Annotated in this window: 14 protein-coding genes; all 14 read left to right on the plus strand. The window is 64.6% G+C overall.

Features of this window, described 5'->3' with window-relative positions; genetic code table 11:
- Positions 1 to 15: 15 nt before the first annotated feature.
- The 14 genes from SUTH_RS02625 to SUTH_RS02695 all read left to right on the plus strand — a co-directional run bounded on the left by SUTH_RS02625 (position 16) and on the right by SUTH_RS02695 (position 13265).
- The gene (locus SUTH_RS02625; protein WP_041096876.1) at positions 16 to 486 is read left to right on the plus strand and encodes a PaaI family thioesterase; all 471 of its coding nucleotides are present in this window, start codon (positions 16 to 18) and stop codon (positions 484 to 486) included.
- Positions 487 to 1653, plus strand: a complete 1167-nt coding sequence (locus SUTH_RS02630; RefSeq protein ID WP_041096878.1) for an isovaleryl-CoA dehydrogenase — start codon at positions 487 to 489, stop codon at positions 1651 to 1653. It abuts the gene before it with no gap.
- Positions 1653 to 2174, plus strand: a complete 522-nt coding sequence (locus SUTH_RS02635; RefSeq protein WP_041096880.1) for a PaaI family thioesterase — start codon at positions 1653 to 1655, stop codon at positions 2172 to 2174. The genes SUTH_RS02630 and SUTH_RS02635 overlap by 1 nt, the downstream gene beginning before the upstream one ends.
- The gene (locus tag SUTH_RS02640; RefSeq protein WP_041096882.1) at positions 2167 to 2610 is read left to right on the plus strand and encodes an acyl-CoA thioesterase; all 444 of its coding nucleotides are present in this window, start codon (positions 2167 to 2169) and stop codon (positions 2608 to 2610) included. The genes SUTH_RS02635 and SUTH_RS02640 overlap by 8 nt, the downstream gene beginning before the upstream one ends.
- Positions 2607 to 3785: a carbonate dehydratase gene (can, locus tag SUTH_RS02645; protein WP_197539638.1), complete on the plus strand. Its 1179-nt coding sequence runs from the start codon at positions 2607 to 2609 to the stop codon at positions 3783 to 3785. Before SUTH_RS02640 ends, can begins: the two co-directional genes overlap by 4 nt.
- Positions 3786 to 3938: 153 nt before the next feature.
- Positions 3939 to 5120 carry an acetyl-CoA C-acetyltransferase gene (locus SUTH_RS02650; RefSeq protein ID WP_041096886.1) on the plus strand — a complete coding sequence of 394 codons (1182 nt, stop codon included), beginning with the start codon at positions 3939 to 3941 and terminating at the stop codon, positions 5118 to 5120.
- A gap of 6 nt (positions 5121 to 5126) precedes the next feature.
- A complete protein-coding gene (locus SUTH_RS02655) occupies positions 5127 to 5987 on the plus strand; it encodes a crotonase/enoyl-CoA hydratase family protein (protein ID WP_041096888.1) in 861 nt (286 codons plus the stop codon).
- A complete protein-coding gene (locus SUTH_RS02660) occupies positions 5984 to 7123 on the plus strand; it encodes an acyl-CoA dehydrogenase (RefSeq protein WP_041096890.1) in 1140 nt (379 codons plus the stop codon). Before SUTH_RS02655 ends, SUTH_RS02660 begins: the two co-directional genes overlap by 4 nt.
- Before the next feature lie 53 nt (positions 7124 to 7176).
- Entirely contained in the window at positions 7177 to 7431 is a 255-nt protein-coding gene (locus SUTH_RS02665) for a type II toxin-antitoxin system VapB family antitoxin (RefSeq protein ID WP_052473130.1), read from the plus strand.
- Positions 7428 to 7790, plus strand: a complete 363-nt coding sequence (locus SUTH_RS02670; RefSeq protein ID WP_041096892.1) for a type II toxin-antitoxin system VapC family toxin — start codon at positions 7428 to 7430, stop codon at positions 7788 to 7790. The genes SUTH_RS02665 and SUTH_RS02670 overlap by 4 nt, the downstream gene beginning before the upstream one ends.
- Before the next feature lie 218 nt (positions 7791 to 8008).
- Positions 8009 to 8767 carry a 2-hydroxychromene-2-carboxylate isomerase gene (locus tag SUTH_RS19850; protein ID WP_197539639.1) on the plus strand — a complete coding sequence of 253 codons (759 nt, stop codon included), beginning with the start codon at positions 8009 to 8011 and terminating at the stop codon, positions 8765 to 8767.
- On the plus strand, positions 8768 to 10375 hold the full coding sequence (locus tag SUTH_RS02685; RefSeq protein WP_041096894.1) for a carboxyl transferase domain-containing protein: 1608 nt from the start codon (positions 8768 to 8770) through the stop codon (positions 10373 to 10375).
- A gap of 87 nt (positions 10376 to 10462) precedes the next feature.
- Entirely contained in the window at positions 10463 to 11254 is a 792-nt protein-coding gene (locus tag SUTH_RS02690; RefSeq protein WP_041096896.1) for an enoyl-CoA hydratase/isomerase family protein, read from the plus strand.
- 4 nt (positions 11255 to 11258) lie between these two features.
- Positions 11259 to 13265 (plus strand): acetyl-CoA carboxylase biotin carboxylase subunit, encoded by a 2007-nt coding sequence (locus tag SUTH_RS02695; RefSeq protein ID WP_041096898.1) that lies wholly within the window; start codon positions 11259 to 11261, stop codon positions 13263 to 13265.
- Positions 13266 to 13267 lie beyond the last annotated feature (2 nt).

Below are 13267 nucleotides of genomic sequence, written 5' to 3' on the forward strand. Positions count from 1 at the left end.
TCCGCTGGAGGAGAGATGCCCCACACCGCACGTCCCGCCCGCAGCAGCTTCGAACCGCGCAATCCCGACTGGGAAGCCACGGTGCGCGGCAGCTTTGTCCGGCAGAAGGTAATGAACCTGATCGGCGCCGAAATGGGGGCGCTGAGCCCCGGCCATTGCGAAATCCGCCTGCCCTTCCGCGATGACCTGACCCAGCAGAACGGCTTTTTCCACGCCGGCATCACCAGCACCATCGTCGATAGCGCCGGCGGCTACGCGGGGCTTACCGTGATGCCGAAGGGTGCCGACGTGCTGACCGTCGAATTCAAGCTCAACCTGCTGGCGCCCGCCGACGGCGAGTACCTGGTCGCCGAGGGCCAGGTGCTGAAATCCGGGCGCAACCTCGTCATCACCCGCGGCGAGGTGTATGCGATCAAGAACGGCAAGGCCACCCACTGCGCGACCATGCAACAGACACTAATGACCATGCACGGCAAGGAGAACTGAATGTTAGGCATCAACTTTGACCTCGGCGAAGACGTCGACATGCTGCGCGACGCCGTCTGGCAATTCGCGCAGAAGGAAATCCTGCCGCGCGCCGCCGAAATCGACCGCGACAACCTCTTTCCCGCCGACTTGTGGAAGAAGTTCGGCGACATGGGCCTGCTCGGCATGACCGCCGACGAGGAATACGGCGGCACCAAAATGGGCTACCTGGCCCATATCGTCGCGATGGAGGAAATCTCCCGCGCCTCGGCCTCGGTCGGCCTGTCCTACGGCGCCCATTCCAACCTCTGCGTGAATCAGATCCGCCGCAACGGCAACGAGGCGCAGAAGGCGAAATACCTGCCAAAACTGATCTCCGGCGAGCATGTCGGCGCCTTGGCGATGTCCGAACCGGGTGCCGGCTCGGACGTGGTGTCGATGAAGCTGCGCGCCGACCTGAAAGGCGACCGCTACGTGCTGAACGGCTCGAAGATGTGGATCACCAACGGCGGCGACGCCGATACCCTGGTGGTCTATGCCAAGACCAGCCCCGACGCCGGCGCCAGGGGCATGACCGCCTTCATCGTCGAGAAGGGTTTTGCGGGCTTCAGCAAGGGCCAGCATCTGGACAAGCTCGGCATGCGCGGCTCCAACACCTATCCGCTGTTCTTCGACGACTGCGAAGTGCCGGCGGAGAACGTCATGGGCGGCGAGGGCAACGGCACGCGGGTGCTGATGTCGGGCCTCGACTACGAGCGCGCCGTGCTCTCCGGCGGGCCGCTGGGCATCATGGCCGCCTGCATGGACGTGGTGCTGCCATTCATCCACGAGCGCAAGCAGTTCGGCCAGAGCATCGGCGAGTTCCAGTTGATGCAGGGCAAGCTGGCCGACATGTACTCGACCTGGCAGGCCACGCGCGCCTACGTCTATGCGCTGGGCAAGGCCTGCGACCGCGGCGACCATGCGCGCACCCTGCGCAAGGACGCTGCCGGCGCGATTTTGTATTCGGCGGAAAAGGCCACCTGGATGGCCGGCGAGGCGATCCAGGCCTTGGGCGGCGTCGGCTACACCAACGAATACCCCGCCGGCCGCCTGTGGCGCGACGCGAAGCTCTACGAGATCGGCGCGGGCACCAGCGAAATCCGCCGCATGCTGATCGGCCGCGAGCTCTACAACGAGACCATGTGATGAGCCAGCAAAAACGCGAAGAATGGCTGAAGCTCGAAGCCGACGTACTGGCCCGATCCAAGGGCCAGGGCATGCTGACGCTGGAGAATCTGCGCGAGTGCTCCGGCCTCGAACTCTTCCAGAAAATGATCGCCGGCGAACTGCCGCGGCCGCCGATCAGCGACACGCTTGGCTTCTATCTGGTCCAGGCCGAAAAGGGCCACGTGATTTTCCAGGGCACGCCGCAGCATCGCCACTACAACCCGATCGGCTCGGTGCATGGCGGCTACCACGCCACGCTGCTCGATTCCTGCGTCGCCTGCGCGATCCAGACCACGCTCGAAGCGGGGCAGGGGTACACCACGATCGAACTGAAGGTGAATTACATCCGCGCCCTGACCGATCGCGTCGGCCCGGTGCGCGCCGAGGGCCGGGTGATCCACGCCGGCAAGCAGATCGGCACGGCGGAAGGCAAGCTGGTCGATGCCGATGGCAAGCTCTACGCCCACGCCACCACGACCTGTTTGATCTTCAATGTCTAGCCTGCTTGATACCTATCGCGGCACGGTCTATCCGTGGCACTGCGACCACATGAACCACATGAACGTGATGTGGTACGTGGGCAAGTTCGACGAGGCGACCTGGAACCTGATGTCGCATCTGGGCATGAGCGCGGCCTTCCTGCGCGAGCATCATCGCGGCATGGCGGCGGTGGACCAGCGCATCAGCTACCAGCGCGAACTGCATGCCGGCGACACCGTGGCGGTACGGACCGGCGTGGTCAGCGTCGGCGACAAGAAGATCGTCTTCTTCCATGAAATGCGCAACGCCGACACGGACGCGGTGTCCGCCATCACGCTGCTCACCGGCGTGCACCTCGATACCCAGGCGCGCAAGAGCTGTCACCTGCCCAAGGCGACGGCGGACAAGGCGCGCGAGCTGGTGGTCGCCTACGAACTGCCCTGGACGACGCCATGAATGACGTGATGAAAGTCGGCGCTGGCGGCACGGCGATTCGCGTGCTCGGCGCCGGGCATGTTGCCGAACTGGAGCAGGTGCGCCAGTTTTTCCGAAATTACGCGGGCTGGCTCGGCGTCGACCTGTGCTTCCAGAATTTCGACGAGGAAATGGCCAGCCTGCCGGGGCGCTACGCCGCGCCCGAGGGGCGATTGTTCTATGCCGAAGTCGACGCAGGTGGTGAGAAACGCGGTGCCGGCTGCGTCGGCATCCGGATGCTGGCCGAAGGCGTTTGCGAACTGAAGCGCCTGTACGTCGAACCGGCATACCGCGGCCTCGGCGTCGGTCGCGACCTGGCCCTGGCAGCGATTCGCGCCGCGCGCCAGATCGGCTATCGCACCATCATGCTCGACACCCTGCCGGCGATGCGCATCGCGGTGAAGCTGTATCGCGAACTGGGTTTCCGCGAAGCGCCGGCCTATTACCAGACCTCGCTCGAAGGCACGCAGTTTCTTGCGCTCGACCTGGAAAACTGGTCCGAGGAGCAGCTCAACAACCAGACCCTGCACCACCTCTTCGACTTCAACCGCGCATGGGCCCGGCAGATGCGCGAGGTCGATCCCGACTATTTCGAGCGACTTTCCCACCTGCAGGCACCCGAATATCTCTGGATCGGTTGTTCCGATTCGCGCGTGCCGGCCAACCAGATCGTCGGCCTGCTGCCGGGCGAAGTGTTCGTCCATCGCAACGTCGCCAACGTGGTGGTGCACACCGACCTCAACTGCCTTTCGGTGATCCAGTTCGCCATCGACGTGCTCAAGGTCAGGCACATCATGGTGGTCGGACACTACGGCTGCGGTGGTGTGCACGCGGCGCTGCATCACCATCGCGTCGGTCTGGCCGACCTCTGGCTGCGCCACGTGCAGGATGTGCATGTCAAGCACATGGCGCGCGTCGACGAACTGCCCGAGGAAAAACGCCACGACCGCCTGTGCGAGCTCAACGTGCTGGAGCAGGTGATCAACCTCTCGCGCACCATCGTGGTCCAGGACGCCTGGCAGCGCGGCCAGGAACTGACCATCCACGGCTGGATCTACGGCCTCAAGGACGGCCTGATGCGCGATCTCGGCCTCACCGTCAGCACCCCCGACGAAATCGCCGGGCGCTACGCCACCGCACTCTCCACCTTGATTTGAAAGGAAACCCAATGTCCGATTCCATCGTCATCGTTGCCGCCGCCCGCACCCCCATGGGTGGTTTTGGATACGGCCGCCGCTGCGCGGCTTAACCCTCGCTGCGCTCGCGTTAGCCTTCACCGAAACCTCTTTCTTCTCAGATTGGAGCTCCTCATGTCCGACCCCATCGTCATCATCTCTGCCGCCCGTACTCCGATGGGCGGTTTTCAAGGCGATTTCAATTCACTCACTTGCGCCCAGCTGGGCAGCGCCGCGATCAAGGCCGCCGTCGAGCGCGCCGGCCTGGCGCCCGCGCAGGTGGATGAAGTCATCATGGGCTGCGTCCTGCCCGCCGGCCAGGGCCAGGCCCCGGCGCGCCAGGCTTCGCTCGGGGCCGGACTGCCGCTGGCGGCCGGCTGCACCACGGTGAACAAGATGTGCGGCTCGGGCATGCGCGCCGCGATGTACGCCCACGACATGCTGCTGGCCGGCAGCGTGGACGTGATGGTCGCCGGCGGCATGGAGTCGATGAGCAACGCGCCTTACCTCTTGCCCAAGGCGCGCGGCGGTTACCGGTTGGGCCACGGCGAGGTCAAGGACCACATGTTCCTCGACGGCCTCGAAGACGCCTATGACAAGGGCCGCCTGATGGGCACCTTCGCCGAGGATTGTGCCGGCAGTTACAAGTTCACCCGCGAAGCGCAGGACGCTTTTGCCGTCGCCTCGACCACCCGGGCCAAGCAGGCCAATACCGACGGTTCCTTCACCTGGGAAATCGCCCCGGTTACCGTTTCCGGCCGCAAGGGTGACGTCGTCATCGACAAGGACGAGCAGCCCTTCAAGGCGCAACTTGAAAAGATCCCGACGCTGAAGCCGGCCTTCCGCAAGGATGGCACGGTGACCGCCGCCAACTCCTCGTCGATCTCCGACGGCGCCGCCGCGCTGGTGATGATGCGCGCCTCGACCGCCGCCAGGCTTGGTCTCAAGCCCATCGCCACTATCGTCGGCCACAGCACTTTCGCCCAGGAGCCCGGCTTGTTCACCACGGCGCCGGTCGGCGCCATGAAGAAGCTGCTGGCGAAGAACGGCTGGAGCGCGGACAGCGTCGATCTCTGGGAAATCAATGAAGCCTTCGCCGTCGTCACCATGGCGGCGATGCACGACCTCAAGCTGCCGCACGAGAAGGTCAACGTGCATGGCGGCGCCTGCGCGCTGGGCCACCCGATCGGAGCTTCCGGCGCGCGCGTCATCGTCACCCTGATCGGCGCGCTGAGGAAATACGGCAAGAAGCGCGGCGTCGCCAGCCTTTGCATCGGCGGCGGCGAAGCGACGGCGGTCGGCATCGAGCTCGTTTAGACCACCATGGAGTATCAGACCCTCACCTACAGCACCGAGGGGCGCATCGCGCGCATCACGCTCAACCGCCCCGAGCGGCTCAATGCCATCGTGCCGGCGATGCCGCGCGAAATTCGGTTGGCGGTGGAGCGCGCCAATGCCGACGACGAGGTCCACGTCATCATCCTGCAGGGCGCCGGCCGTGCCTTCTGTTCCGGCTACGACCTCAAGGATTTCGCCGAAGCCGACGTCGATACGCCCTGCACGCAATCCATGCCCTGGGACCCGATGGTCGACTACCGCGCCATGAAGGGCTTCACCGACGACTTCTTCAGCCTCTGGCGCAGCCACAAGCCGACCATTTGCAAAGTGCAGGGCTTCGCCGTGGCCGGCGGCAGCGACATTGCGCTGTGCTGCGACCTCGTCGTGATGGCCGAGGACGCGAAGATCGGCTACATGCCGGCCCGCGTCTGGGGCTGCCCGACCACGGCGATGTGGGTCTATCGCCTCGGCGCCGAGAAGGCCAAGCGCATGCTCTTGACCGGCGACACCATCGACGGCAGGACCGCGAAGGAATGGGGCCTGGTGATCGACGCGGTGCCCGAGGCGGAGTTGGAAGATGCCGTGCTGAAGCTGGCCAATCGCATGGCCGGCGTGCCGAAGAACCAGCTCATGATGCAGAAGCTGATGATCAACCAGGCCTACGACAACATGGGGCTGGCCAACACCCAGATGATCGCCACGCTGTTCGACGGCATCACGCGCCACTCGCCCGAAGGCCAGTGGTTCAAGCACTATTCCGAGGAAAAGGGTTACAAGGAGGCCGTGCGCATGCGCGATTCCGGCGATCCGATCCCCGGCAGCAAGAGCTACAAGGACTACAAATGATTCTGACCTCCGAGCAGGAACAGATCCGCGACATGCTGCGCGACTTTGCGCGCGAACAGCTCGCGCCCAAGGCGGCCGAGTGGGACCGGACCTCGCACTTTCCGCGCGAGGAGCTGCGCGCGCTGGGCGAACTCGGCGTCTGCGGCATGGTGGTGCCCGAGCAATGGGGCGGCGCCGGCCTCGACTACGTTTCGCTGGCGCTGGCGCTGGAGGAAATTGCCGCCGGCGACGGTGCGACGTCGACCATCATCAGCGTGCAGAACTCGGTGGTCTGCGGCCCGATCAATGCCTTCGGCACCGACGCCCAGAAAGAGAAGTACCTGAAAAAGCTCGCCAGCGGCGAGTGGTTGGGCTGCTTCTGCCTGACCGAACCGCATGTCGGCTCCGACGCCGCGGCGATCCGCACCCGCGCAGTAAGGGACGGCGACCACTGGGTGCTCAACGGCGTCAAGCAGTTCATCACCACCGGCAAGAACGCGCAGGTGGCGGTAGTGTTCGCCGTCACCGATCCGGGCGCGGGCAAGAAAGGCATCTCGGCCTTCATCGTGCCCGCCGATGCGCCGGGCTACATCGTCGCCCGGGTCGAGGAAAAGCTCGGCCAGCACGCGTCGGACACGGCGCAGATCCTGTTCGAGAACTGCCGCATTCCCGCCGAAAATCTGCTCGGCGCCGAAGGGCAGGGTTATCGCATCGCCCTGTCCAATCTCGAGGGCGGCCGCATCGGCATTTCCGCGCAGGCGGTGGGCATGGCCCGCGCCGCGTTCGAGGCGGCACTGCATTACTCGCATGAGCGCCAGAGTTTCGGCAAGCCGATCTTCGAGCATCAGGCCGTCAACTTTCGCCTCGCCGACATGGCGACGCAGATCGAAGTCGCGCGGCAGATGGTGCATCACGCCGCCGCCCTGCGCGACGCCGGCCGGCCCTGTCTGAAGGAAGCCTCGATGGCCAAGCTGTTTGCGTCCGAGATGGCGGAGAAGGTTTGCTCCGACGCCATCCAGATCCACGGCGGCTACGGCTATGTCAGCGACTTTCCGGTCGAACGCATCTATCGCGACGTGCGCGTCTGCCAGATCTACGAAGGCGCCTCGGACATCCAGCGGCTGGTCATCGGAAGGTCGCTGGATGGTGCATCATGATCGGCATCATTTGATGCTATATTTGATGCATCCATAGCTCCCTGGAGAAGCCGATGAGAACCACAGTCACCCTGGATGACGATTTGCTGGCCGATGTCGAACAGTTGAGCGGCATTCGCGACCGTTCCCAGTTGCTGCGCGAAGCCTTGCTGGAAATGCGGCATCGTCTCGCCTCCCAGCGGCTGGCATTGCTCGCCGGTACGGAGCCCGATGTTGTTGTATCGCCACGTCGCCGACCGCCTCATTTCGTATCGGAGCCGGAGGCGGCCACCTATCGGGGCAAGAAGCGCTCGAAGGCGAACCCATGAGAGTCCTTGCCGACACGTCGGTATGGGTGGACTATCTGCGCCACAAGAATTCGCCCATCCTCGATCCCCTGAATCTGGGCGACGTCGTGATGCACGACTACGTGGTCGGCGAAATGGCGCTGGGGGGCCTCAGCCAGGCCAAGCTCGCGATGTTCAGCCGGATGCGTCGCTGCCATTGCGCCAGCCACGATGAAGTGATGCACCTGATCGCCGAGCGCAATCTGGCCGGCCGCGGCCTCGGCTATGTCGACAGCCATCTGCTCGCCGCCGCACTGATCGACCGCCTGCGATTATGGACGCTGGACAAGGCGCTGCAACAGGTGGCGCACGAGTTCGGCTGCGGGCTGGCGGCGCATTGAGGCGGAGACGAATCGTCACATGAACCTGGTAAAAGCAGTTGATCCGCAGATTTCGCAGATTTTCGCAGAGGGATCAACGCGTTTGACACGCTTTGCCCACCCCCGTCGGGTTTGTCGGCGAGTACCTCCAACCCTATGAAGTACCGCGATTTAATCTGCGAAAATTTTCGTCATCTGCGGAAAATTGGATGAATTCTCCCCAACATCAGGAGGAAACAATGGACAAGGCTCCCATCGAATTCTGGTTCGATTTTTCCTCGCCGTATTCCTACCTCGCCAGTGAGCTGATCGACGATCTTGCGGCCAAGTACGGTCGCAAGGTGAAGTGGCGGCCGATGATGCTCGGCGCGGCCTTCAAGGCCTCGGGGCTGCCGCTCTTGATCACGGTGCCGCTCAAGGGCGAATACAGCAAGCGCGACTTCGACCGCTCGGCGCGTTTTCTCGGCATCCCCTACAGGTTTCCGTCGAAGTTTCCGCTCGCCACGCTGGTTGCGGCGCGCGGCTACTACTGGCTGCACGGGCAGGACTGCGCTACACGACCGCTCGCAGCGGAGGGGGACCCGCGCAGCGGGGGCGTAGCGACCGCGAGCGGGATGGCGACGCCGAATTCCGATAGTCGCGGTCTCATCTCCGCCTCCGCGGTCGCACCTTCCGCTTGCGCGGAAGGCACTGCTCCGCGCTCCGGCGTCGCGAGAGAGTTCGCCCACGCCGTGTTCCGCGCCTACTGGGTGGATGATCGCGACATCGGCGAGCTCCCCGTGGTACTGGAAATCGTCGACCACCTGGGCATCGATCGCGACGCCTTCACGACGGCCATCGTCACGCCGGAAATCAAGGATCGGCTGAAGCAGGAAACCGACGCGGCGATTGCCAGGGGCATGTTCGGCGCGCCCTACTTCATGGTGGATGGCGAACCCTTCTGGGGTGTCGACCGGCTGCCGCAGATTGAAAAATGGCTGCAAACAGGAGGATTCTGAGTGAGCGTCATCAAATCGAAACTCAACACCCGCAGCGAGGAGTTCAAGGCCAACGCTGCGGCGATGAGCGCGCTGGTTGCCGACCTGCGCGAAAAGACCATCGCCGTCTCGGGCGGCGGCTCGCCCGAAACCGCGGCCAAACACAAGGCGCGCGGCAAGCTGCTGCCGCGCGAACGCATCAACGCGCTGGTCGATCCCGGCGCGCCCTTCCTCGAATTCTCGGCGCTGGCCGCGCTGGGCATGTACAGCGGCGATGTCGCCTCGGCCGGCGTGGTCACCGGCATCGGCCGGGTCAAGGGCGTCGAGTGCATGATCGTCGCCAACGACGCCACCGTGAAGGGCGGCTCCTACTTCCCGCTGACCGTGAAGAAGCACCTGCGCGCGCAGGAAATCGCGCTGCAGAATCGCCTGCCCTGCATTTATCTGGTGGATTCGGGCGGCGCCAACCTGCCGACGCAGGACGAGGTCTTTCCCGATCGCGACCACTTCGGCCGCATCTTCTACAACCAGGCCAACATGTCGGCGCTGGGCATTCCGCAGATCGGCATCGTCATGGGTTCCTGCACCGCGGGCGGCGCCTACATGCCGGCCATGTCGGACGAGTCGGTGATCGTCAAGAACCAGGGCACCATCTTTCTCGGCGGCCCGCCGCTGGTCAAGGCCGCCACCGGCGAGGTGGTCAGCGCCGAAGACCTCGGTGGCGGCGACGTGCATACGCGCATCTCCGGCGTCTGCGACCATCTCGCGGAGAACGACCACCACGCGCTGTCCATCGCGCGGCGCATCGTCGGCAACCTCAACTGGCAAAAGCCGATGTCGCTCGACATCAGTACGCCGGAGGAGCCCTTGTACGACCCGTCCGAGCTGGCCGGCGTGATCCCTTTCGACACCAAGAAGCCCTACGACGTGCGCGAAGTCATCGCCCGGCTGGTCGATGGTTCGCGCTTCGACGAGTTCAAGTCGCGCTACGGCACCACGCTGGTCACCGGTTTCGCGCGGCTGCACGGCTATCCGCTGGGCATCGTCGCCAACAACGGCATCCTCTTCGGCGAATCGGCGCAGAAGGGCGCGCATTTCATCGAACTGTGTTCCCAGCGCGGCATTCCGCTGCTGTTCCTGCAGAACATCACCGGCTTCATGGTCGGCCGCAAATACGAAAACAGCGGCATCGCCAAGGACGGCGCGAAGATGGTCACCGCGGTGGCGACCACACAGGTGCCGAAATTCACCATGATCATCGGCGGCTCGTTTGGCGCCGGCAACTACGGCATGTGCGGCCGCGCCTACAGCCCGCGCATGCTGTGGATGTGGCCCAACGCGCGCATCAGCGTGATGGGCGGCGAGCAGGCCGCCTCGGTTCTCTCGACCATCAAGCGCGACGGCATGGAAGCCACCGGCAAGGAATGGAGCAAGGAAGAGGAAGAACGCTTCAAGACGCCGATCCGCGAGCAGTACGAAACCCAGGGCCATCCCTACTACGCCACGGCGCGCCTCTGGGACGACGGCGTGCTCGACCCGGCGCAGACGCGGCGCACCCTCGGCCTTGGAATTTCTGCGTCACTCAATGCACCCATCCTGCCGACCAAGTTCGGCGTGTTCAGAATGTAAAAGCAGTCCGCAGATTTCGCAGATGGACGCAGATGAAAAGCCAATCTGCGAAATCTGCGTAATCTGCGGATCAATCAAGAGGACACCATGTACACCAACATCATTACCGAAGTCGACATCGGCGTCGGCATCATCACCCTCAATCGCCCCGAGCGGCACAATGCCTTCGACGACGGGCTGATCGCCGAGCTGTCCGCCGCCATCGACCAGATGTCGAAAGATCCCGCGGTACGGGTGCTGGTGCTGTCGAGCACCGGCAAGAGCTTCTGCGCCGGCGCCGACCTCAACTGGATGAAGCGTGCCGCCGGCTACACTCATCCCGAGAACCTGCGCGATGCGCACGCCCTGGCCGAGATGCTGCGCCGCCTGGCGCATTGCCCGAAGCCGACCGTGGCCCGCGTCCAGGGGCCGGCCTTCGGCGGCGGCGTCGGCCTGGTGGCCTGCTGCGACGTGGCGATCGGCACCATCGACGCCGAGTTCTCGCTGACCGAAGTCAAGCTCGGGCTGATCCCCGCAGTGATCAGCCCGCACGTCATCGCCGCCATCGGCGAACGCTACGCGCGACGCTACATGCTGACGGCGGAACGCTTCTCGGCCGCCGAGGCCTACCGCATCGGCCTGCTGCATGAACTGGTGACCGATACCGAGTCGCTCGACGAGGCCGTGGGCGAGATTGTCGATGCCCTGCTCAACAATGCGCCGGGCGCCATGGCCGAATGCAAGGCACTGATCGCCGCCGTGGCGTGGAAGCCGATCACGCCCGTCGTCATCGAAGACACGGCGCAGCGCATCACGCGCCTGCGCGCCAGCGAGGAAGGCCGCGAAGGCATGACGGCTTTTCTCGAGAAACGCAAACCCAACTGGATCGCCCAGGGCTGACACCATGTTCACGAAAATACTGATTGCCAATCGCGGCGAGATTGCGTGCAGGGTCATCAAGACCGCAAGGCGCATGGGCATCCGCACCGTCGCGGTGTATTCCGAGGCCGACGCCGGCGCGCGCCACGTGCGACTGGCCGACGAAGCCGTCTGCATCGGCGCGCCATCGCCCAAGGAGTCCTACCTGGTGGCGGACAAGATCATCGCTGCGGCGCTGGCCACCGGCGCCCAGGCCGTGCATCCCGGCTACGGCTTCCTCTCCGAGAACGAGGATTTCGCCGAAGCTTGTGCGAAGAACGGCCTCGTCTTCATCGGTCCGCCGGTGTCCGCGATTCGCGCCATGGGCTCCAAGTCCGAAGCCAAGAAGCTGATGGAGAAGGCCGGCGTGCCCTTGACGCCCGGCTATCACGGCGACAACCAGGAACCTGAATTCCTCAAGCAGCAGGCCGATGCGATCGGCTATCCGGTACTGATCAAGGCCGCGGCCGGTGGCGGCGGCAAGGGCATGCGCGCCGTCGACAAGAGCGCGGATTTCCTTGACGCACTGGCCTCCTGCAAGCGCGAGGCGCAGTCCTCCTTCGGCGACCAGCACGTGCTGATCGAAAAGTATCTGCAGCGCCCGCGCCACATCGAAATCCAGGTCTTCGGCGACAGCCACGGCAATTGCGTCTATCTGTTCGAGCGTGATTGCTCGGTCCAGCGTCGCCACCAGAAGGTAGTGGAAGAGGCTCCCGCGCCGAACATGCCGCCCGAGCGCCGCGCCGCCATGGGCAAGGCCGCGGTCGATGCGGCGCAGGCAGTCGGTTACGTCGGCGCCGGCACCGTCGAGTTCATCGTCAATCAGGACGGCACGTTCTACTTCATGGAAATGAACACGCGGCTGCAGGTCGAACATCCGGTGACGGAAATGATCACCGGCCTCGATCTGGTCGAGTGGCAGTTGAAAGTCGGCGCCGGCGAGACGCTGCCGCTGCGCCAGGAACAGCTGGCGATCCGCGGCCACGCCCTGGAAGCGCGGATTTACGCCGAAGACCCGGACAAGGGTTTCCTGCCGTCCATCGGCAAGCTGATCCACCTTGCGCCGCCGGCGGAAACCCTGCATGTGCGCGTCGATACCGGCGTCGAGCAGGACGACGAAATATCGCCGCACTACGACCCGATGATCGCCAAGCTGATCGTCTGGGACGAAACGCGCGAGCGCGCGCTGGCCCGCATGCTGCAAGCCCTGGCCGACTACCGCGTGGTCGGCGTGTCGAACAACATCGGTTTCCTCTCGCGGCTGGTGGCCTGTCCGGCCTTTGCCCAGGCCGACCTCGACACCGGCCTGATCGAGCGCGAACGCGGCTTCCTCTTCCCCGAAACGGTGGAGCCGCCGGCCGAAGCCTGGCTGGTTGCCGCGCTGGCCGAACTGATTCGCGATCAGCAGTACGCGCTCGCGGAAGCCGAGGCGAGCGGCGATCCGCATTCGCCCTGGCATGAGCGCGACGGCTGGCGCCTGAACGGTAACGCGCGGCGCGAGATCAAGCTGCGCGCGGGCGAGACCGAGAAAGTCGTCAATGCCGGCTACGCCGGGGACAGTTTCACGCTCGAATTCGAAGGCCAGACCACGGCCGCCACCGGGCGCTTTGCCGGCAGCGAACTGCGCGTCGACCTTGGCGGCCGCCGCATCAACGTCACGGTGGTTGCCGCCAACGAAAAGCGCCACGTCTTCATCGACGGTATCTGCTTCGTCTTTGCCGCGATCGACCCGCTGTTCCACGCCGGCAGCGGCGGCGGCGCGGAGGGCGGGCTGACGGCGCCGATGCCGGGCAAGATCATTGCGCTGATCGCGGAGGTCGGTGGCAAGGTGGAGAAGGGCGCGCCGCTCTTGATCCTCGAAGCCATGAAAATGGAACACACGATCACCGCGCCGGCGGCCGGTACCATAAAAGCGTTCCGTTTCAATGTCGGCGAGCAAGTCAGTGACGGGGCCGAGCTAGTAGAATTCGAGCCTGGCAATAAACAGTCGTGATT

It is taken from the genome of Sulfuritalea hydrogenivorans sk43H (assembly GCF_000828635.1).
In the GTDB taxonomy this organism is placed as follows: Bacteria; Pseudomonadota; Gammaproteobacteria; order Burkholderiales; family Rhodocyclaceae; genus Sulfuritalea; species Sulfuritalea hydrogenivorans.

What these genes read in the sequence shown, in the direction of transcription:
- SUTH_RS02625 (WP_041096876.1), top strand. Translation starts at nt 16, where the DNA reads ATGCCCCACACCGCACGTCCCGCCCGCAGCAGCTTCGAACCGCGCAAT.
- SUTH_RS02630 (WP_041096878.1), top strand. Translation starts at nt 487, where the DNA reads ATGTTAGGCATCAACTTTGACCTCGGCGAAGACGTCGACATGCTGCGC.
- SUTH_RS02635 (WP_041096880.1), top strand. Translation starts at nt 1,653, where the DNA reads ATGAGCCAGCAAAAACGCGAAGAATGGCTGAAGCTCGAAGCCGACGTA.
- SUTH_RS02640 (WP_041096882.1), top strand. Translation starts at nt 2,167, where the DNA reads ATGTCTAGCCTGCTTGATACCTATCGCGGCACGGTCTATCCGTGGCAC.
- can (WP_197539638.1), top strand. Translation starts at nt 2,607, where the DNA reads ATGAATGACGTGATGAAAGTCGGCGCTGGCGGCACGGCGATTCGCGTG.
- SUTH_RS02650 (WP_041096886.1), top strand. Translation starts at nt 3,939, where the DNA reads ATGTCCGACCCCATCGTCATCATCTCTGCCGCCCGTACTCCGATGGGC.
- SUTH_RS02655 (WP_041096888.1), top strand. Translation starts at nt 5,127, where the DNA reads ATGGAGTATCAGACCCTCACCTACAGCACCGAGGGGCGCATCGCGCGC.
- SUTH_RS02660 (WP_041096890.1), top strand. Translation starts at nt 5,984, where the DNA reads ATGATTCTGACCTCCGAGCAGGAACAGATCCGCGACATGCTGCGCGAC.
- SUTH_RS02665 (WP_052473130.1), top strand. Translation starts at nt 7,177, where the DNA reads ATGAGAACCACAGTCACCCTGGATGACGATTTGCTGGCCGATGTCGAA.
- SUTH_RS02670 (WP_041096892.1), top strand. Translation starts at nt 7,428, where the DNA reads ATGAGAGTCCTTGCCGACACGTCGGTATGGGTGGACTATCTGCGCCAC.
- SUTH_RS19850 (WP_197539639.1), top strand. Translation starts at nt 8,009, where the DNA reads ATGGACAAGGCTCCCATCGAATTCTGGTTCGATTTTTCCTCGCCGTAT.
- SUTH_RS02690 (WP_041096896.1), top strand. Translation starts at nt 10,463, where the DNA reads ATGTACACCAACATCATTACCGAAGTCGACATCGGCGTCGGCATCATC.
- SUTH_RS02695 (WP_041096898.1), top strand. Translation starts at nt 11,259, where the DNA reads ATGTTCACGAAAATACTGATTGCCAATCGCGGCGAGATTGCGTGCAGG.